The following is a 19,586-nucleotide window of genomic DNA, read 5'->3' on the forward strand; positions in this document are numbered from 1 at the left end:
AGATTACAAATGAGGCTGTATGCCCAATTAATAAATGTAGAACCAAAAACTAAACCTATATTACGTTACTTTTTCCAAAAGCATAAAGAAAAAAACATAAAAATGTTTCATATGAAACACCTTTATGTTTTCATCCGTTTATTTCACCTTTGAACCATTTGGAATCGATGAATCTATTGTAGCGACTGAGAGCACATCATCCTGGCTTCCCGCCAAAATCATTCCTTGAGAGAGCTCGCCACGAAGTTTAACTGGTTTCAAATTCGTGACACATATCACTTTTTTGCCTACTAAATCTTCTGGTTTATAGTGCTGTGCAATGCCTGATACGACTTGCCGTTTCTCATAACCCAAATCAAGCTGAAGTTTAAGAAGCTTATCCGCCTTCTTTACAGGCTCAACTGCCATTACCTCAGCAACACGCAGCTCCACTTTTGTAAAGTCATCAATAGTGATTTCATCAACCTCGGGAATCGTCTCTTCCACTTTTTCCTCGGCCTTAGGGACATCCCCCTGCATTTGTTCTTTAATATATAAAACTTCCTCTTCCATATCCAAACGAGGGAAGATCGGGTCTCCCTTCAAGACTTTTGTTTCAGCAGGAATTTGACCGAACTCCGCTAAACTGTCCCAGGATTTCAACACATCATCTTTGATGCTAAGCTGAGCAAAGATCTTTTCCGGTGTTTGCGTCAAGAACGGTTTCAAAAGGATTGCCGTCCTGCGTAATGATTCCGCCAAATGAACCATGACACTGGCAAGGTCTTGTTTCTTTGATTCATCTTTAGCAAGAGTCCATGGCTGGGTCTCATCAATGAATTTATTAGTTCTGCTCACGAGTTGCCAAATGGATGTCAGTGCAACTGAAAATTCCATATTTTCCATTGCTTCCTCATACTTGCCAACCGTTTCTTGGTTCATTTCAAGCAAAGCTTTTTCGAATTCGCCATTGGATCCTTCGTAATTTGGAATCACACCATCAAAATATTTATTGACCATTGCAACTGTTCGATTTAATAAATTCCCTAAATCATTGGCCAGATCAAAATTGATCCGTTCCACAAACCCTTCCGGTGTAAATACCCCATCGGAACCAAATGGTACTTCACGCAATAAATAGTAGCGTAAAGAATCCAAACCGTAACGATCGATCAATGTAACGGGATCCACTACATTTCCTTTTGATTTGGACATTTTACCATCTTTCATGAGAAGCCATCCGTGTGCGAAGACTTTCTTTGGAAGCGGCACGTCAAGAGCCATTAACATGATCGGCCAATAAATTGTATGGAAACGAACGATTTCCTTTCCGACCAGGTGTACATCGGCCGGCCAATAATTCAAGTATTTAGAATCATTGTCCGTTCCATACCCTAATGCCGTTATATAATTGGTCAAAGCATCAATCCATACATAAATGACATGCTTTGGATCTCCCGGCACCTTGATGCCCCAATCGAAAGTAGTACGTGAAACGGCCAGATCTTCCAATCCAGGCTTGATGAAGTTATTGATCATTTCGTTTTTGCGGGATTCCGGCTGAATGAAATCCGGGTTTTCCTCATAAAACTTAAGTAACCGATCCGCATATTTACTCATCTTAAAGAAATAAGATTCCTCTTTCACCTTTTCAACAGGCCTGCCGCAATCAGGACAGTTTCCATTGCTCTCTTCGACTTGACGTTCCGTGAAGAAAGATTCGCAAGGTGTACAATATAATCCTTCATATTGGTCTAAATATATATCACCCTGGTCCAATAACCTTTTGAAAATCTTGGCTACGACCTCTTTATGGCGATCTTCCGTCGTCCTGATGAAATCATCATATGAAATATCAAGCTTTTCCCAGAGTTCTTTGATCCCTGATACGATATTATCTACATATTGCTGTGGAGTGATTCCTTCCTCAGCCGCTTTACGCTGGATTTTTTGACCATGTTCATCAGTTCCTGTTAAATACATGACATCGAAGCCACGCATCCTTTTATAACGAGCCATGGCATCCCCAGCCACTGTCGTATACGCGTGCCCTATATGTAAATTGCCACTCGGATAATATATGGGTGTCGTGATATAGAATGTTTTTAATTTATCTTGCACTTCGTTCCCTCCTCATCATTTGAAAAACCGGCTATGGGACTGGCCCAAGCCATAAGAATATATTTAAGCTATTATCTCTATTTTAACGCTATATACAATTCTGTGCGACAATAATCACTAATCTAATCATCATGTTAATAGAATAAAAAAATAATAAATAGACTCAACTTAAAAATAAGGGTACTTCCCTTCTGTCAGCATTACCTCTTACCTCAACAAAATATACCTAAATTTCTTTTTTTGTGCAACAACTCACATATTCGCAAACTTTTTCAGAAAATTATCCTTAATTCAGAACTTTTGTTTTGAAACTAAAATATATTTAATCATATAATAGGGAAGTATGTTTTCATATGCATACTTTGTCGAAATGTGGTGAAGTGAGCAGTTCTTTGTATCCTGCATTTCTTTACTTTAAAGGCATAACCGATTTTTTCTCTTTAAAAGCCATTTTGTCACACGAAATGGCGCCTGCTATTTCTTACAAAAAAATGAAAATAAATCATTGACGAATTTGGGAATGGCTGGTATTATAAATTTATAAAAAAATTTGTCGAATAATGACGAAAAAAATAGAAATAGGGTACTAGATTGTAACTGAGAGGAGAATTTTTTAAATGAAATCTACAGGTATTGTTCGTAAAGTTGATGAGTTAGGCCGGGTGGTTATTCCAATCGAACTTCGTCGTACATTGGGTATCGCTGAGAAAGACGCTCTTGAAATCTATGTGGATGATGAGCGCATCATCTTGAAAAAATACAAACCAAACATGACTTGCCAAGTTACAGGTGAAGTTTCCGACAACAACCTTACACTTGCCAATGGTAAATTGATTCTTAGTCGTGAAGGTGCAGAATTACTTATTCAAGAAATTCAACAAAGCTTCACTGCTTCTAAATAAATGATAAAAAAACTTCCGTTCTTCGGAAGTTTTTTTATGCTTATTATTATTGTATATCAATGTGAAACGCTTGATATACATCGCGTTTTTGCATATTGCGATCTTTTGCGACCTGCTTGATTGCGTCCTTTGAAGTGAACTGCTTGGATTCTATATAATGATTAACATGACCGACGATATCTAGGGCCATCCACCAAGCTTCTTCCGATTCATCCTCCGACCATTGCCCGCCTTCTATTATTAGACAGAACTCGCCGCGAATTTCGGATTCCACCGCCCATGTCAAGGCCTCACTCACAGTCCCTCGAATGAACTCTTCAAATTTCTTGGTTAATTCCCGGCATAATACTATACGACGGTCACCTAAAATTTCATGCATATGTTTCAATGTTTCTTTCAATCGATGTGGCGATTCATAAATGATCCAAGTTGATTCCATTTTTTTTAATTTTTCCAGTTCCTGCTTTTTTTCTTTTGCTCCCCTTTGTAAAAAACCATAGAAGTAAAAAGGCTGGGGAACCAGTCCAGAAGCGATCAATGCAGTTAATGCAGCATTTGCCCCCGGCAACGGAATGACTTTAAACTGTTCGGCAATGGCATCTTTGACCAGTTCATATCCCGGGTCGGATATCGTCGGCAAGCCAGCATCACTTACCAATGCGATGACCTCTCCAGATCGAAGCCTCTCAAGCATTTGCTTCCCGCTATATTCCTTATTATGTTCATGGTAGCTGACGATAGGTGTCGAAATTTCAAAGTAGTTGCATAATTTCTTCGTATTTCGCGTGTCCTCAGCAGCAATGACATCCGCTTCCTTTAAGATCCTTAAAGCCCGGAAACTCATATCCTCAAGGTTTCCTATCGGTGTAGGAACCAGATATAGAGCCGGCTCCAATCCTTCTTTTTCAAAACTCTTTTGCTGCCACATATCATGTATCCTCCTTTGCCATCCACTTTTCCTTTTGTTTTCTTGTTAATTGCTTAAATTTATATTCAGCCTGCATGGCCAATGTCCGTGTTTCGAATATTTCATGATAAATCAGTTCAACCGGTATCCGGCCACGTGTATACTTAGCGCCCCTGCCTTGATTATGAACATCAATCCTGCGGTGCAAATCATTGGTATACCCAGCATAATAACTGCCGTCCCTGCACTTTAAAACATAAAAATAATGCTTATTCCTCTCCATATAGAATCTTTCTGATTTCGGGATTATACTCATTTTGATCATTATATACAACAAGCGGGGGAAGAATCTTCAAATCAGGGTTGCCGTCCTTTATCCCTTCTATAAGAATCGTATTCGCTTCTTTTGAACTCTTAGGATAAACGAATTGCAGTCGCTTCGGTTCAATTCTGTACATCCTCATGAAATGCAGGATATCCATCAGACGGCCCGGTCTATGAACGAATGCGGCTTTCCCACCTTGACGCAGCAATTGGCTTGAAACACGCATGACATCCTCAAGATTACACATGATTTCATGTCGGGCAATTGCAAAGTGCTCATTTTTGTTAATTTCCTCGATGGATGGCGTCGGGAAATAGGGTGGATTGCAAGTAACGACATCATATTTGCTATACCCTATCTGCTTTGGAATTTCTTTTATATCTCCATGAATCATCTCGATTTGGGAGGTCACGCCATTATAGTCCATGCTCCTCTGGGCCATGTCATATAACCGCTCTTGAATTTCTACACCGGTAATTGTCCCTTTTGTTCTTGTACTCAGCAGCAAAGGTATGACCCCATTGCCTGAGCAAAGATCGACGATTTTCCCTTTTTGGATCGGTACATTCACAAACCTTGATAATAAAACGGCATCTAATGAAAAAGAGAACACCGATGGGCTCTGGATGATCCTTAAATTCTCAGCCAAAAGATAATCCAGGCGCTCATCTCCATTAAGTTCTACCATTGCTGTTACCCTCCTAATCATGTATGGAAAAAGCATGTTTAGGGACCATGCTTCTAAGTTACTGTCGTACAAAAAGGGGCCTGACTCATAGTATGCGTCAGACCCCGAATCACTATATATTGTAAACGGTCTATCTATCACGTAAAAGAGATGGAACATCTTTTATATTATCCATTATCACTTCTTGTTTAAAAAAGATAAACAGAACAGGCAATCCCCTTCTTTTCGTAAACTGCCAAAATGCAGATTGCAAATATGAAAGCCTTCTTGATAGATACGGGCTAAGTTATCATAGCCTTCCCCGATATCCATAACCTTTTCCGCACTTGGAGTACGGTTTTTCACTTTTTGTTTGACCTTAACTGCAGCAGGCGCACTTTCGACTTCCACAAGGCCCAACCGATGGCGCAAATGCTCATTTTCCAGCTTGACCGACTGATTTTCCTCAAGGATTTCAGCTAAGTTCTGCTTCAATTCTCCAAGCTGCTTATATAATTGGCCTATCTGGGTTTCCATATTGGTCACCGAATCAAAAATATTTTTCTTATCCACGCTCTCCCACCACCTTAATAATCTGTGGCTTGAATAGAAACGGCTCCCTCTTTTAGAATCTCATCTAGAGTATACTCTAATACTCTTTCTTGCTCGATTAGTTCAATCTGAAGTACGCGTTCTAGAATATTAAGCCCCACTACCTTGCCTTTGCCACCAGGCGTATTAATCATTTCACCTAAATCAGGAAGCATTTCCTTCGCACTTTCATACTCATCATTTTCATATTTCAGACAGCACATCAATCGACCGCATAAACCTGAGATTTTTGTAGGGTTTAATGATAAATTCTGATCCTTCGCCATTTTGATGGAAACCGGTTCAAAATCTCCAAGAAATGTGGAGCAACAAAGCATTCTGCCACAAGGTCCAATGCCACCAAGCATCTTTGCCTCATCCCTTACCCCGATTTGGCGCAGTTCTATGCGAGTTCTGAATATGGCAGCTAAATCTTTGACTAAATCACGGAAATCCACGCGACCATCCGCTGTAAAATAAAACACGACTTTATTTCTGTCGAAAGTATATGACACATCAACCAGCTTCATATCCAGCTTATGTTCCACAACCTTTTGACAACATATAGTGTAAGCCTCTTCTGCAGCCGCCTTATTCTCGTCTACAATCAGCTTATCTTTTGCATCAGCGACCCGAAGTACTTTTTTCAATGGCAGGACAACATCGTTTTCATCTACTTGTTTACGGGCTGTAACGACTTTACCGAATTCAACACCGCGGACAGTCTCCACTATTACAAAATCGTCCTTAGGAATTGCGAATTCACCCGGATCGAAGTAGTATATTTTGCCCGCCTTTTTAAAACGGACACCTACAACATCATACAAATCATGATCCCTCCTGCAAATTCAGCACAAGCTGTTCCATCAACAGCTGTGGATTCGTGTTGGACATCAGCTTCCTTTTTGCTTCCAAAATGCAACCCATATGTTCAGCAAGGCGTCTTGGGGAAAGATGAAGAGCGTGAGTTTCAAATTCCTTCAGTTTATTTTGGAACACAACGAAGTCCTTTTTGTCCAACTGAATGTATAATAAATCCTTATATATAAGAAGTAACAAATCAAGACCTCTGTCAACCTGTTCTCTTTCTTTAAAGTGTGTGAACCAATCCGTCTGAAGGTACAGCATTGCCTTCAAGGAATTAAGTTTTAACACTTCATATAATTTTACCACTATTTTTTGAGCTTGTACAAACCATTCATCATGGCTAAGCTCGATTCCAGCTTCCACATTCTGTGTGATGTGGGCAATAACTGAGGCCAGCTGTGGTTCTAACTCCTGTTCTATCAGCTTCCGTTTCACATTCTCCGGAGATAATGGCTTGAACGAAATCACTTGGCACCTTGATAATATAGTCGGTAGAATCCTCTGAAGCTGTTCGGTCATCAATATTGCTACAGTATCAGCCGAAGGTTCTTCTAAAAATTTCAATAGACTGTTGGCTGCCCCCACCGACATTTTGTCAGCATCGGCAATCATATAAACCTTCCGATCTGCCTCTACGCTCTTTTTCGAAAATTCTTCCTGAAGTCCCTTGATTTGCTCTTTCTTTATTGAGAGACCGTCTTTTTCTATCAAATGGACATCTGGATGATTCCCACTTGAAATCCGTTTGCAATTCCGACAAAGTTCGCATGGCTCATAACCTGCTGTCGGGGCTTCACATAGTAAGCTTTTGGCAAAGGCATAGCTTATCTCTTGCTTGCCTGTCCCTTTTTCCCCTTCAAATAAATATGCATGAGCCACCCTTTTCTTCGTTATGCTATTTTGCAGCATCGTCATTACCTGCGGCTGAATTTCACTCATGTCCTGCCATGTTTTATCCAAAACCATCAACTCACTTAAGTATATAAATTAATCAGAAGACCTTTAATCTCGCCAATCATTTCCAATATTTCAAGGGAACTTTTCTCTTTATTAAGAATTTCCTCGCTTAACTCAACTAATTTTGCATCTATCGTTTCCACGGTTTTCAATGGCCGGCTCTGTCCATATTCATTCCAGCTCGTTGATTGCTTCAGTTCCAGTCCATATTCAACCGCTTCTTTAACAAATCGTTTCACCAATGCTTTATATTTTGCCAATTCACTAAAAGTACGTGACCTTACTAAACGCTGACCCGCCCCTTCAATATCGCCTATCAAACGGTTTAATGTTTGGATTTGCATCTTTTGATCCTGTGTCTGGACCATTTGTTGAAACCTTCCATTTCCGGTTTGAAATTGTTTGGCATCCTGACGCGATTTATCCGGCTTAATAGGGATTTCATGGTTGATTTTCATAATGAACCTCCCTGAAACTAACCGTTAAAATTGTAAAAAGTTTTCAACCGGCAGAACAAAAATGGTCGCACCGCCCACTTGAATCTCCACTGGGTATGGTACATATGACTCGGCATTCCCGCCCATCGGTGAAACCGGTGAAACTAATTGGGATCGTGACTGACAATTCTGTTTGATGATCTGGATGGCTTGGTCAACACGTTCATCCTCTGTTCCAATCATAAAAGTAGTATTACCTGATTTTAAAAACCCGCCAGTGCTGGCAAGCTTGGTCGTTCCGAAATTATTTTCCACTAATTGATTCAGCAGGCGATGACTATCCTTGTCTTGAACGACAGCAATGATCATTTTCATTCTCATCATCCTCCGGTTACTCTGAATTTTTACTAACTACATTATATCAAATAGTATTGGTTGAATAATATGGAAACCTATATAATCAGTTTCCCGCTTTCGCTAAAAAATCCAATAGGCCGGCTTTCGTTTCCTCAAAGACTTCATCTATTGACCGGCCTGCATCCACGATAATGAAACGTTCTTTCCATCTATTTATAATGAACTGATACCCTTCACAAACTTTTTTATGAAAGTCGAGGGCTTCAAGATCCAGCCGGTTCACTTCCCGTTCCCCATTGGACTGGATGCGTCTCAATCCCTCTTCTGGGTCGATATCAAAAAAGAGCGTGGCATCTGGCATCATATCTCCAATTGCAAATTTATTGATATTGTAAACTTCTTCTATATCCAAACCCCTTGCATGCCCCTGATAGGCTAACGAACTATCTATAAATCGGTCACAGAGGACAATTCCCCCTCGTTCCAGCTCAGGCATGACCACTTCCACTAAATGCTGACGCCTTGCTGCTGCGTATAATAAAGCCTCTGTCCTCGAGTCCATGGCTGTATTATCTTTATTAAGGATCACTTCCCTAATTTGCTCCGAAATGGGAACTCCCCCTGGCTCACGGGTTAATAGAACTTGATAGCCTTCTTGTTGCAGAGCCTTGCCAAGCATTTGGGTAATGGTTGTTTTCCCGGCACCCTCTGGCCCTTCCATTGTTATAAAAATACCACGTTTCATCGATGTACCTCCAAGGTTCTTTGTATGTAGTATATCATTTTAACCAGTCCGCCCGCTTTCATAAACGATTAATTCTCCATTTGAAAGGGCGGAACCACCATGGAACCTTGATCCCATTTCCAGCAGTCTCCGCAAATTGAATATATGTTCAGGAGTAATCATTTCCCCGGACATAATTAAAGGGATGCCCGGCGGATAAGGAATGACCATCTCGGCGGATACCTCTCCGACTGCTTTCCGTAATGCGACAGGTCTTGCTTTGCTATGCTTCATGACAGAGTAGGGCATTTCAAGCCCTGCCATTGGCCTTCCATCAGGCCAGAGGACCCGAAGATCTGCTTCCTTGTTTCCAGTTCTGTCTTGAGTGGCACTTTTTATAGTTTGTATGATTTCATGAAAAGGAAAATCGGTACCCATTTTTAATAAGGGTAAAATCATTAATAAATTATTAGGATCAGCCAACTCCGTAAATATGCCTTCGGCTTCACATAGCTGCTGTAACTCAAATCCGCTTAAACCATTTGTTGATTGAATGACTACTTTTAGCGGGTCTGCCAAGGTGCCTGGCGGCGACTCCAGCACCCTTACTGTTTGCAGGGCACCTAATTCTCCTCTGAAATCCGATATCTTTTCAATAAGGAATTTTTTATCTTCTGATGTAAAAGCGGCTAAGTAGGCCCTTGCCAAGTCGAGCGAACCCATAATTGGGTAAGATGGACTGCTGGACTGAAGCATTTGTAAATAGTATGATGCTTGATCGACATCAATTAAGGATGAATTCACATGAAGAAATGACCCCATCGTCATGGCCGGCAGTGTTTTATGCGCTGAATGGACAACGGCGTCTGCCCCTGCCGAAATGGCCGACTTTGGAAACGGGCTTCCTAACTGAAAATGAGCGCCATGTGCCTCGTCCACCAGCACAGGGATCCCCTTTTGATGTGCGAGCCTTACCATTTCCGTCAAGTCTTCACCAATTCCATAATAATTAGGATAGGTAACAATGATGGCTTTTACATCTGGATGTACACTCAAGGCTTCTTTAATTAAATTTGATCCCACACCGCCGGCAATGCCCCATTTCCCATAATAATCCGGTTGCAAAAAAATCGGTTGTACATTCGCTAACATCAATCCATGTAAAATTGATTTATGGCAGTTTCTTTGAACAAGGACTTTATCACCTTCCCGGCAGGCAGCAAGAATCATCGCAATGTTGCCTACTGTTGACCCATTAACGAGAAAATAACTCCGCTTTACCCCATATAGATCAGCGAGTAGTTGCTCGGACATTAGAATGGGCCCCTCTGGAGCATGCAGGTCATCTAAGCCGCTTATTTCCGTGACATCAATACCAAGCAGGGGGTTGTATAAGGCTTGGCCCTTTTTATTAAACACCCATCCATTTTTATGCCCTGGGACATGCAGGGATATGGAACTTTTTTTATGAAAAGCACTCATTGCATCGAACAATGGTGTCTGTGATTGATTCATTTTTCTCTTCCCTCATATCATAGTATTTTTTCATTTTATCAAATAAGTACAATTTTATCTCATATTGCGCCGACAGAACGGCAATTATGCGTCTCTGAACAGCCTGTTTGGAGGGAACATACAGAAACATGGGAGCATGTTGCCAAGCATTCTTCTAAAGTACCAAAAAAAGAATCAGAGACTAAAGAAACACACATTTCTTTTATCTCTGATTCTTTAACTTTCCACAAACTATTTTTTCATGATAATATTTCAGGATTAGTGATTTTTCTTAATTTCTTTAAGTAATATTGGTACTTGGGATCGTTCGTATCCGTCCCGATCATATCCCTTTCGCATTCCTCACAAATAAATGTCGTATATAGATGTATACCCATCCCTTTTACTTGTTCACAAACCGCGCACGTTTCCCCTGCCGTTGTTTTGGTTGTTGTTGTCCCCAACATCTCCACCTCCATACCTGCATTCTCCCCAAAAACCATTGTTCGCATACATTGATTTAAATAGTTTAAGAGAACCCGGGGATGCTTTTAACAATGTATGATGAAGAATTTCAATACGTGTATGTCTTCATAAAAGTTTCCATAATTGATAATCCCTTTATATCCAATGATTTTTCTTTGCATTAAGCAAAAAAAGACCAGCCGGATGGCTGATCTTTTTAAATGGCTTGGCGGCGTCCTACTCTCACAGGGGGAAACCCCCAACTACCATCGGCGCTGAAGAGCTTAACTGCCGTGTTCGGAATGGGAACGGGTGTGACCTCTTCGCTATCGCCACCAAACATAAAAGGAACGTTGTTCCTTCAAAACTAGATAATAAGAAGGTATTTCATTTTTTAAAAAGCGTTGGTTAAGTCCTCGATCTATTAGTATCAGTCAGCTCCACATGTCACCATGCTTCCACCTCTGACCTATCAACCTGATCATCTTTCAGGGATCTTACTAGCTTGCGCCATGGGAAATCTCATCTTGAGGGGGGCTTCATGCTTAGATGCTTTCAGCACTTATCCCGTCCGCACGTAGCTACCCAGCTATGCCTTTGGCAAGACAACTGGTACACCAGCGGTGCGTCCATCCCGGTCCTCTCGTACTAAGGACAGCTCCTCTCAAATTTCCTGCGCCCGCGACGGATAGGGACCGAACTGTCTCACGACGTTCTGAACCCAGCTCGCGTACCGCTTTAATGGGCGAACAGCCCAACCCTTGGGACCGACTACAGCCCCAGGATGCGATGAGCCGACATCGAGGTGCCAAACCTCCCCGTCGATGTGGACTCTTGGGGGAGATAAGCCTGTTATCCCCGGGGTAGCTTTTATCCGTTGAGCGATGGCCCTTCCATGCGGAACCACCGGATCACTAAGCCCGACTTTCGTCCCTGCTCGACTTGTAGGTCTCGCAGTCAAGCTCCCTTGTGCCTTTACACTCTACGAATGATTTCCAACCATTCTGAGGGAACCTTTGGGCGCCTCCGTTACTCTTTAGGAGGCGACCGCCCCAGTCAAACTGCCCACCTGACACTGTCTCCCACCCCGATAAGGGGCGCGGGTTAGAATTTCAATACAGCCAGGGTAGTATCCCACCAACGCCTCCACCGAAGCTGGCGCTCCGGCTTCTCAGGCTCCTACCTATCCTGTACAAGCTGTACCAAAATTCAATATCAGGCTGCAGTAAAGCTCCACGGGGTCTTTCCGTCCTGTCGCGGGTAACCTGCATCTTCACAGGTACTATAATTTCACCGAGTCTCTCGTTGAGACAGTGCCCAGATCGTTACACCTTTCGTGCGGGTCGGAACTTACCCGACAAGGAATTTCGCTACCTTAGGACCGTTATAGTTACGGCCGCCGTTTACTGGGGCTTCGGTTCAAAGCTTCGCTTGCGCTAACCTCTCCCCTTAACCTTCCAGCACCGGGCAGGTGTCAGCCCCTATACTTCGCCTTGCGGCTTCGCAGAGACCTGTGTTTTTGCTAAACAGTCGCCTGGGCCTATTCACTGCGGCTTTTCTGGGCTATTCACCCTAAAAAGCACCCCTTCTCCCGAAGTTACGGGGTCATTTTGCCGAGTTCCTTAACGAGAGTTCTCTCGCACACCTTAGGATTCTCTCCTCGCCTACCTGTGTCGGTTTGCGGTACGGGCACCTTACATCTCACTAGAGGCTTTTCTTGGCAGCGTGGAATCAGGAACTTCGGTACTATATTTCCCTCGCCATCACAGCTCCGCCTTAATGGAAACGGGATTTGCCTCGTTTCCGGCCTAACTGCTTGGACGCGCATATCCAACAGCGCGCTTACCCTATCCTTCTGCGTCCCCCCATCGTTCAAACGATGTATAGGTGGTACAGGAATATCAACCTGTTGTCCATCGCCTACGCCTTTCGGCCTCGGCTTAGGTCCCGACTAACCCTGAGCGGACGAGCCTTCCTCAGGAAACCTTAGGCATTCGGTGGAAGGGATTCTCACCCTTCTTTCGCTACTCATACCGGCATTCTCACTTCTAAGCGCTCCACCAGTCCTTCCGGTCTGACTTCAACGCCCTTAGAACGCTCTCCTACCATCGACACCATACGGTGTCAATCCACAGCTTCGGTGATACGTTTAGCCCCGGTACATTTTCGGCGCGGAGTCACTCGACCAGTGAGCTATTACGCACTCTTTAAATGGTGGCTGCTTCTAAGCCAACATCCTGGTTGTCTAAGCAACTCCACATCCTTTTCCACTTAACGTATACTTTGGGACCTTAGCTGGTGGTCTGGGCTGTTTCCCTTTCGACTACGGATCTTATCACTCGCAGTCTGACTCCCAAGAATAAGTATTTGGCATTCGGAGTTTGACTGAATTCGGTAACCCGTTGGGGGCCCCTAGTCCAATCAGTGCTCTACCTCCAATACTCTCATCTTGAGGCTAGCCCTAAAGCTATTTCGGAGAGAACCAGCTATCTCCAGGTTCGATTGGAATTTCTCCGCTACCCACACCTCATCCCCGCACTTTTCAACGTGCGTGGGTTCGGGCCTCCATTCAGTGTTACCTGAACTTCACCCTGGACATGGGTAGATCACCTGGTTTCGGGTCTACGACCTCATACTCATTCGCCCTATTCAGACTCGCTTTCGCTGCGGCTCCGTCTCATCAACTTAACCTCGCATGAAATCGTAACTCGCCGGTTCATTCTACAAAAGGCACGCCATTACCCATTAACGGGCTTTGACTACTTGTAGGCACACGGTTTCAGGATCTATTTCACTCCCCTTCCGGGGTGCTTTTCACCTTTCCCTCACGGTACTGGTTCACTATCGGTCACTAGGGAGTATTTAGCCTTGGGAGATGGTCCTCCCTGCTTCCGACGGGATTTCTCGTGTCCCGCCGTACTCAGGATCCACTCAGGAGGGAACGAAGTTTCAACTACAGGGTTTTTACCTTCTTCGACGGACCTTTCCAGGTCGCTTCATTTACCCCGTTCCTTTGTAACTCCATGTTGAGTGTCCTACAACCCCAAGAGGCAAGCCTCTTGGTTTGGGCTAATTCCGTTTCGCTCGCCGCTACTCAGGAAATCGCGTTTGCTTTCTCTTCCTCCGGGTACTTAGATGTTTCAGTTCCCCGGGTCTGCCTTCAGTACCCTATGTATTCAGGTAAAGATACTGTTCCATTACGAACAGTGGGTTTCCCCATTCGGAAATCTCCGGATCAAAGCTTACTTACAGCTCCCCGAAGCATATCGGTGTTAGTCCCGTCCTTCATCGGCTCCTAGTGCCAAGGCATCCACCGTGCGCCCTTTCTAACTTAACCGTTAAAAAAGATCTTACAGATGCTTTGAAAAAAATTAATTGCCTTCTATCTATTATCTAGTTTTCAAGGAACAAAGCAGAAAGAATCCATCACATCGTGATGTTCGTCTTTCCTATTTGAATGAATTACTCATTCAAAACTGAACAAAACAAAAGCGCTCTCGTAATTATCCTTAGAAAGGAGGTGATCCAGCCGCACCTTCCGATACGGCTACCTTGTTACGACTTCACCCCAATCATCTGTCCCACCTTAGGCGGCTGGCTCCATGAAGGTTACCTCACCGACTTCGGGTGTTACAAACTCTCGTGGTGTGACGGGCGGTGTGTACAAGGCCCGGGAACGTATTCACCGCGGCATGCTGATCCGCGATTACTAGCGATTCCGGCTTCATGCAGGCGAGTTGCAGCCTGCAATCCGAACTGAGAATGGCTTTATGGGATTCGCTTACCTTCGCAGGTTTGCAGCCCTTTGTACCATCCATTGTAGCACGTGTGTAGCCCAGGTCATAAGGGGCATGATGATTTGACGTCATCCCCACCTTCCTCCGGTTTGTCACCGGCAGTCACCTTAGAGTGCCCAACTGAATGCTGGCAACTAAGATCAAGGGTTGCGCTCGTTGCGGGACTTAACCCAACATCTCACGACACGAGCTGACGACAACCATGCACCACCTGTCACTCTGTCCCCCGAAGGGGAAAGCCCTATCTCTAGGGTTGTCAGAGGATGTCAAGACCTGGTAAGGTTCTTCGCGTTGCTTCGAATTAAACCACATGCTCCACCGCTTGTGCGGGCCCCCGTCAATTCCTTTGAGTTTCAGCCTTGCGGCCGTACTCCCCAGGCGGAGTGCTTAATGCGTTAGCTGCAGCACTAAAGGGCGGAAACCCTCTAACACTTAGCACTCATCGTTTACGGCGTGGACTACCAGGGTATCTAATCCTGTTTGCTCCCCACGCTTTCGCGCCTCAGTGTCAGTTACAGACCAGAAAGTCGCCTTCGCCACTGGTGTTCCTCCAAATCTCTACGCATTTCACCGCTACACTTGGAATTCCACTTTCCTCTTCTGCACTCAAGTTCCCCAGTTTCCAATGACCCTCCACGGTTGAGCCGTGGGCTTTCACATCAGACTTAAGGAACCACCTGCGCGCGCTTTACGCCCAATAATTCCGGACAACGCTTGCCACCTACGTATTACCGCGGCTGCTGGCACGTAGTTAGCCGTGGCTTTCTGGTTAGGTACCGTCAAGGTACCAGCAGTTACTCTGGTACTTGTTCTTCCCTAACAACAGAACTTTACGACCCGAAGGCCTTCTTCGTTCACGCGGCGTTGCTCCGTCAGACTTTCGTCCATTGCGGAAGATTCCCTACTGCTGCCTCCCGTAGGAGTCTGGGCCGTGTCTCAGTCCCAGTGTGGCCGATCACCCTCTCAGGTCGGCTACGCATCGTCGCCTTGGTGAGCCATTACCTCACCAACTAGCTAATGCGCCGCGGGCCCATCTATAAGTGACAGCGTAAACCGTCTTTCCATCTTCTCTCATGCGAGAAAAGAACGTATCCGGTATTAGCTCCGGTTTCCCGAAGTTATCCCAGTCTTATAGGCAGGTTGCCCACGTGTTACTCACCCGTCCGCCGCTAATCTCAGGGAGCAAGCTCCCATCGATTCGCTCGACTTGCATGTATTAGGCACGCCGCCAGCGTTCGTCCTGAGCCAGGATCAAACTCTCCGAAGAAATGTTTGACTTGCTCATTTGCTTTTTTGATAGTGTGTGCTCACTTAAAATTTAACGTTGGCGCTTTGTTCTGTTCAGTTTTCAAAGAGCGATTTATCGTCGTTACTTCGTAAGCGACTTTATTATCTTATCATTTACCAAACCTGATGTCAACAACTATTTTCATATTGTTTTTCGGTTAAGCAATGTATGATGTCGTTATTGGCGACTCCTAATATATTATCAGGTTGTTTAGTAATCGTCAATGGTTAAATTAGTTTTTTTAAAAAAACTATAGCATGATAAAAACCCCAAGGAGATATCCATGAGGTTTTCATAAGATGACTTCGACGCACTATCCTTTAAATGATCCAATAACCAATGGCCGCCAATGCGGCAACTCCCGGTATTCCAAGCAGGCCGGCGACTGCCGAGGTAACAGGGTTGATGGGGACATGAATGCCCGCCTGATTCCCAAGTGTATTCAAAAAGAACAAAAATGCTGCACCGATAATGACCTTTATAATGCCCTGCCCTATGAACCGGACAGGTCTTAATGGGGCCCCGATAATGAGGAGCATTAAAATCAAGCCGCCAACTATGGCAACAAAGACAACTGGTTCCAAACTCATTCCTCCCCGCAAGCTTGTACTAAACTTATATGAAGGAAACGCTGGATTAAGAACCGAAAAAAATGGCCATGAGGAACAAACAATCCTTCACAGCCATTTCCTTATCATCTTTTTAAGCGAACATTCCTTCTTTTAACTTCCCTGAATAAGTAGAAATATTTCACTTCCGCCAGTCTCGTTTGGGCGATTACTTCCTCAGATGGATCAACGCTTTTTTCAAGTAATGATTTTTGATTATGCCAATTCCATTTCAATTGTTCAAGCTCTTCGATTAATGAATCATTGAATTCATTCCGAAGTTTCTTTTTTTTACGAAAGAACAAGTGAAGTCCTCCCAGCTATCTTATATTTCTCTTCTTCCTTCTATTGCTTTTGATAGCGTCACTTCATCCGCATACTCCAAATCTCCGCCAACAGGAAGTCCGTGGGCAATTCGGGTCACTTTGATGCCTGATGGTCTAAGCAACCGGGAAATATACATGGCTGTCGCTTCACCTTCAATGTTAGGATTAGTAGCCAAAATTACCTCCAGCACTGTTTCATCTTGCAGGCGCTTTAATAAATCAGGAATATTTATATCTTCCGGACCGATTCCGTCCATCGGGGAAATACTGCCATGCAGTACATGGTATAAACCATTGAACTCTCTCATCTTTTCCATAGCTATAACATCTTTCGGGTCCTGAACCACACAGATCAAACTTCTGTCCCTCTTTTGATCTTCGCAAATATAGCAGGGATCTTGATCTGTAATATGACCACAGACTGAGCAATACATGAGATTCCGCTTAGCATTAACAAGTGCTTTTGCAAAATCCAAAACAGTATCTTCCTTCATGCTTAATACATGAAAGGCTAATCGAGCAGCCGTTTTAGGACCAATCCCCGGCAATTTCATAAAACTGTCAATGAGCTTGGAAATTGGTTCTGGATAATGCATCGAATTCCTCCTAAAAATTTCAAAAGAAACCCCCTGAAAGGAAGTTTCTTTTGAACTTGCTTAAAACATACCCGGAAGGTTCATTCCCTTAGTGAATTGTCCCATCGTTTGGTTTGTCAGTTCTTCCGCCTTTTTCAAAGCATCGTTAGTGGCAGCCAACACTAAATCCTGAAGCATATCGATATCATCCGGATCGACAACTTCCGGTTTGATGACTACATCGACTATTTCTTTATGTCCAGTCACGATGACCGTTACCATTCCGCCGCCGGCAGTTCCTTCAACCCTTTTTTCACCTAATTCTTCTTGTGCCTCTGCCATCTTCTTTTGCATCTTTTGCATTTGTTTCATCATGTTCTGCATATTACCGCCGCGCATACCCATTTTCCTTACCTCCAATTATTCTTTAATTTCAAGTAAATCATCGCCGACTAATTTTCTAGCCTCTGCTATAAAGGGGTCTTCTTCTTTTGATTCCGTTTCTTCTGGACCGTCGAACTGCTGTGTTGAGATGAAGTCCTCCCGCAACCTTTGCCACTGGCTTTCCGGAACTCCAGCTATCTCCATTCGGTGTCCGGTCAATTGCTGCATGATCGAGGCTATCACTTCCACGAAACGGTTATTTTCCATTGCCATTTGACAATGAATATCATATTTGAATTTTACCACAAAAGCTTCAGTTGAGGCAGCAACAGGTTCCGCCTCCGTTAATAAAGCTGCCAATGACTTTTGGTTTTGCTGACCTAACTGTTCAAGCACTTCCCCCCACTTACTTTTCACAGCATTAAGACCTGGCTTTGTAGCTTGTTTCAAAACTTGATTGATCTTTCCGGCAGGTGCTTTATATGACTTTTTAACGGCCCTTTGCGCCTTAGCCTGCTCTGCAGGTTTTTCTGCCATGGCTGCCGGAATGCCGTTTTTCTGCATTTCGAGTAATTTCTTCTCTAAATCTTCTATTTTCTGCTGCAGCTGTTGAAGCTGCCCGTTATCAATTTGATTTGGCCTTTGCTCATTACATAACTTCACAAGTGCCACCTCAAGGAAAATCCTTGGATGATTTGTCCATTTCATATCCTGCTGTGTTTGATTGAAGCTTTCAATTATGGAGTAAATCGATTCAGAAGAAATCACTTCTGCCAATTCCTTGAATTGGGGATCTATCAAAACACGCTCGAAGGATTCTGCCAGTGCCGGTGCCGTTTGAAACAACAGCATGTCACGGAAGTAATAAATCATGTCTTCTATGAACCTAGCCGGGTCTTTTCCCATGGCCAGCAATTCTTCAAGGACTTCAAGTGCCACCGCTACTTCTTTATCATATATAGCTTTTGCCAGCCGGCTTAAAAACGCTTGCGAAACAGATCCGGTGACAGTCAATGCATCTTCCACTGAAACCGTCTCCGAACTGAAGGATATCGCTTGATCAAGAAGGCTTAGTGCATCCCGCATCCCGCCTTCGGCTGCCCTCGCAATGATATGCAGGGCTTGTTCCTCACAAGAAACACCTGTTTCTGCAATGATTTGTGACATCCGGCCAACTATATCTTGAGGCTGGATCCGTTTAAAATCAAACCTTTGGCAACGGGAAATGATCGTTAGTGGAATCTTATGGGGCTCAGTCGTCGCCAATATGAAAATCACATGCTTCGGAGGTTCTTCCAATGTCTTTAAAAGCGCATTGAACGCCCCTTGTGAAAGCATATGTACTTCATCAATGATGTAAACTTTATATGTAACCGCGTTAGGTGCATATTTGACCTTATCACGAATGTCACGGATTTCCTCGACACCATTATTGGATGCTGCATCAATTTCTATAACATCTGATATGGAGCCATCGGTGATTCCGCGGCAGGTAGCACATTCGTTACAGGGCTCACTTGTCGGGGCATGCTCACAATTCACTGCTTTTGCTAAAATTTTGGCAGCACTTGTTTTCCCTGTTCCACGTGGACCGGAAAATAAATAGGCATGTGAAACCTTTTGCCCGACCAAAGCATTCTGCAACGTTTTCGTCACATGTTCCTGCCCGACTACATCAATGAATTGTTGCGGCCGCCATACCCGGTATAATGCTTGATACCCCACGGAAATCCCTCCTTCTTTTCTCCATCTTGTTTATTATACATTACTGATTTCCTTAATATCAAAGTCTAAAATGAAATTTCATCATTGCCT

18 protein-coding genes and 3 rRNA genes are annotated in these 19,586 nt (G+C 43.8%); 1 reads left to right on the forward strand and 20 read right to left on the reverse strand.

What is annotated here, in order from left to right:
- Positions 1-138: 138 nt before the first annotated feature.
- The gene (metG, locus tag A6755_RS01075) at positions 139-2,100 is read right to left on the reverse strand and encodes a methionine--tRNA ligase (protein ID WP_063589574.1); all 1,962 of its coding nucleotides are present in this window, start codon (positions 2,098-2,100) and stop codon (positions 139-141) included.
- A gap of 617 nt (positions 2,101-2,717) precedes the next feature.
- On the opposite strand from metG, the gene abrB reads away from it, so the two are divergent.
- Positions 2,718-3,002 carry a transition state genes transcriptional regulator AbrB gene (abrB, locus tag A6755_RS01080; RefSeq protein ID WP_034316356.1) on the forward strand — a complete coding sequence of 95 codons (285 nt, stop codon included), beginning with the start codon at positions 2,718-2,720 and terminating at the stop codon, positions 3,000-3,002.
- A gap of 46 nt (positions 3,003-3,048) precedes the next feature.
- Here abrB and rsmI read toward each other — a convergent pair whose 3' ends face one another.
- The 19 genes from rsmI to dnaX all read right to left on the reverse strand — a co-directional run bounded on the left by rsmI (position 3,049) and on the right by dnaX (position 19,496).
- Positions 3,049-3,930, reverse strand: a complete 882-nt coding sequence (gene rsmI / locus A6755_RS01085) for a 16S rRNA (cytidine(1402)-2'-O)-methyltransferase (protein WP_063589575.1) — start codon at positions 3,928-3,930, stop codon at positions 3,049-3,051.
- A gap of 1 nt (position 3,931) precedes the next feature.
- A complete protein-coding gene (locus A6755_RS01090; protein WP_063589576.1) occupies positions 3,932-4,192 on the reverse strand; it encodes a GIY-YIG nuclease family protein in 261 nt (86 codons plus the stop codon).
- Positions 4,179-4,922, reverse strand: coding sequence for a tRNA1(Val) (adenine(37)-N6)-methyltransferase (locus A6755_RS01095; RefSeq protein WP_063589577.1), 744 nt, complete (start codon positions 4,920-4,922; stop codon positions 4,179-4,181). Before A6755_RS01095 ends, A6755_RS01090 begins: the two co-directional genes overlap by 14 nt.
- A 177-nt stretch (positions 4,923-5,099) precedes the next feature.
- Complete coding sequence (gene yabA / locus A6755_RS01100; RefSeq protein WP_034316364.1) at positions 5,100-5,474, reverse strand: DNA replication initiation control protein YabA; 375 nt, start codon at positions 5,472-5,474, stop codon at positions 5,100-5,102.
- 14 nt (positions 5,475-5,488) lie between these two features.
- Positions 5,489-6,319 (reverse strand): PSP1 domain-containing protein, encoded by an 831-nt coding sequence (locus tag A6755_RS01105; protein ID WP_034316366.1) that lies wholly within the window; start codon positions 6,317-6,319, stop codon positions 5,489-5,491.
- Position 6,320: 1 nt separating this feature from the next.
- Positions 6,321-7,325 (reverse strand): DNA polymerase III subunit delta', encoded by a 1,005-nt coding sequence (gene holB / locus A6755_RS01110; protein ID WP_152608007.1) that lies wholly within the window; start codon positions 7,323-7,325, stop codon positions 6,321-6,323.
- 8 nt (positions 7,326-7,333) lie between these two features.
- On the reverse strand, positions 7,334-7,774 hold the full coding sequence (locus A6755_RS01115; RefSeq protein ID WP_063589578.1) for a YaaR family protein: 441 nt from the start codon (positions 7,772-7,774) through the stop codon (positions 7,334-7,336).
- Between the two features lie 24 nt (positions 7,775-7,798).
- Positions 7,799-8,128 (reverse strand): cyclic di-AMP receptor DarA, encoded by a 330-nt coding sequence (locus A6755_RS01120; protein WP_034316369.1) that lies wholly within the window; start codon positions 8,126-8,128, stop codon positions 7,799-7,801.
- A gap of 85 nt (positions 8,129-8,213) precedes the next feature.
- Entirely contained in the window at positions 8,214-8,855 is a 642-nt protein-coding gene (gene tmk / locus A6755_RS01125; RefSeq protein ID WP_034316371.1) for a dTMP kinase, read from the reverse strand.
- 39 nt (positions 8,856-8,894) lie between these two features.
- Positions 8,895-10,349 carry an aminotransferase class I/II-fold pyridoxal phosphate-dependent enzyme gene (locus A6755_RS01130; RefSeq protein WP_063589579.1) on the reverse strand — a complete coding sequence of 485 codons (1,455 nt, stop codon included), beginning with the start codon at positions 10,347-10,349 and terminating at the stop codon, positions 8,895-8,897.
- A gap of 239 nt (positions 10,350-10,588) precedes the next feature.
- On the reverse strand, positions 10,589-10,807 hold the full coding sequence (locus A6755_RS01135) for a sigma factor G inhibitor Gin (protein ID WP_081088802.1): 219 nt from the start codon (positions 10,805-10,807) through the stop codon (positions 10,589-10,591).
- Between the two features lie 210 nt (positions 10,808-11,017).
- Positions 11,018-11,133: ribosomal RNA gene (gene rrf, locus A6755_RS01140) — 5S ribosomal RNA — on the reverse strand.
- A gap of 64 nt (positions 11,134-11,197) precedes the next feature.
- Positions 11,198-14,130 (reverse strand): 23S ribosomal RNA (locus tag A6755_RS01145).
- Positions 14,131-14,306: 176 nt separating this feature from the next.
- Positions 14,307-15,857: ribosomal RNA gene (locus tag A6755_RS01150) — 16S ribosomal RNA — on the reverse strand.
- Together the 16S, 23S and 5S rRNA genes form the textbook arrangement of a ribosomal RNA operon.
- Before the next feature lie 341 nt (positions 15,858-16,198).
- Positions 16,199-16,468, reverse strand: coding sequence for a pro-sigmaK processing inhibitor BofA family protein (locus A6755_RS01155; RefSeq protein WP_370019689.1), 270 nt, complete (start codon positions 16,466-16,468; stop codon positions 16,199-16,201).
- Positions 16,469-16,572: 104 nt separating this feature from the next.
- On the reverse strand, positions 16,573-16,791 hold the full coding sequence (locus A6755_RS01160) for a YaaL family protein (protein ID WP_034316261.1): 219 nt from the start codon (positions 16,789-16,791) through the stop codon (positions 16,573-16,575).
- 20 nt (positions 16,792-16,811) lie between these two features.
- Positions 16,812-17,408 carry a recombination mediator RecR gene (gene recR / locus A6755_RS01165; protein WP_034316264.1) on the reverse strand — a complete coding sequence of 199 codons (597 nt, stop codon included), beginning with the start codon at positions 17,406-17,408 and terminating at the stop codon, positions 16,812-16,814.
- A gap of 60 nt (positions 17,409-17,468) precedes the next feature.
- Complete coding sequence (locus A6755_RS01170; RefSeq protein WP_034316375.1) at positions 17,469-17,786, reverse strand: YbaB/EbfC family nucleoid-associated protein; 318 nt, start codon at positions 17,784-17,786, stop codon at positions 17,469-17,471.
- A gap of 21 nt (positions 17,787-17,807) precedes the next feature.
- The gene (dnaX, locus tag A6755_RS01175; protein ID WP_063589580.1) at positions 17,808-19,496 is read right to left on the reverse strand and encodes a DNA polymerase III subunit gamma/tau; all 1,689 of its coding nucleotides are present in this window, start codon (positions 19,494-19,496) and stop codon (positions 17,808-17,810) included.
- Positions 19,497-19,586: the final 90 nt, after the last annotated feature.

It is taken from the genome of Peribacillus frigoritolerans, from assembly GCF_001636405.1.
Classification (GTDB): domain Bacteria; phylum Bacillota; class Bacilli; order Bacillales; family DSM-1321; genus Peribacillus; species Peribacillus frigoritolerans.

Excerpts from the sequence above, each read along its gene's own strand:
- A6755_RS01170 (WP_034316375.1), bottom strand. The coding sequence starts at position 17,786 with ATGCGCGGCGGTAATATGCAGAACATGATGAAACAAATGCAAAAGATG.
- A6755_RS01115 (WP_063589578.1), bottom strand. The coding sequence starts at position 7,774 with ATGAAAATCAACCATGAAATCCCTATTAAGCCGGATAAATCGCGTCAG.
- A6755_RS01155 (WP_370019689.1), bottom strand. The coding sequence starts at position 16,468 with ATGAGTTTGGAACCAGTTGTCTTTGTTGCCATAGTTGGCGGCTTGATT.
- A6755_RS01135 (WP_081088802.1), bottom strand. The coding sequence starts at position 10,807 with ATGGAGGTGGAGATGTTGGGGACAACAACAACCAAAACAACGGCAGGG.
- recR (WP_034316264.1), bottom strand. The coding sequence starts at position 17,408 with ATGCATTATCCAGAACCAATTTCCAAGCTCATTGACAGTTTTATGAAA.
- A6755_RS01130 (WP_063589579.1), bottom strand. The coding sequence starts at position 10,349 with ATGAATCAATCACAGACACCATTGTTCGATGCAATGAGTGCTTTTCAT.
- A6755_RS01120 (WP_034316369.1), bottom strand. The coding sequence starts at position 8,128 with ATGAAAATGATCATTGCTGTCGTTCAAGACAAGGATAGTCATCGCCTG.
- A6755_RS01095 (WP_063589577.1), bottom strand. The coding sequence starts at position 4,922 with ATGGTAGAACTTAATGGAGATGAGCGCCTGGATTATCTTTTGGCTGAG.
- tmk (WP_034316371.1), bottom strand. The coding sequence starts at position 8,855 with ATGAAACGTGGTATTTTTATAACAATGGAAGGGCCAGAGGGTGCCGGG.
- rsmI (WP_063589575.1), bottom strand. The coding sequence starts at position 3,930 with ATGTGGCAGCAAAAGAGTTTTGAAAAAGAAGGATTGGAGCCGGCTCTA.
- abrB (WP_034316356.1), top strand. The coding sequence starts at position 2,718 with ATGAAATCTACAGGTATTGTTCGTAAAGTTGATGAGTTAGGCCGGGTG.
- A6755_RS01090 (WP_063589576.1), bottom strand. The coding sequence starts at position 4,192 with ATGGAGAGGAATAAGCATTATTTTTATGTTTTAAAGTGCAGGGACGGC.
- holB (WP_152608007.1), bottom strand. The coding sequence starts at position 7,325 with ATGGTTTTGGATAAAACATGGCAGGACATGAGTGAAATTCAGCCGCAG.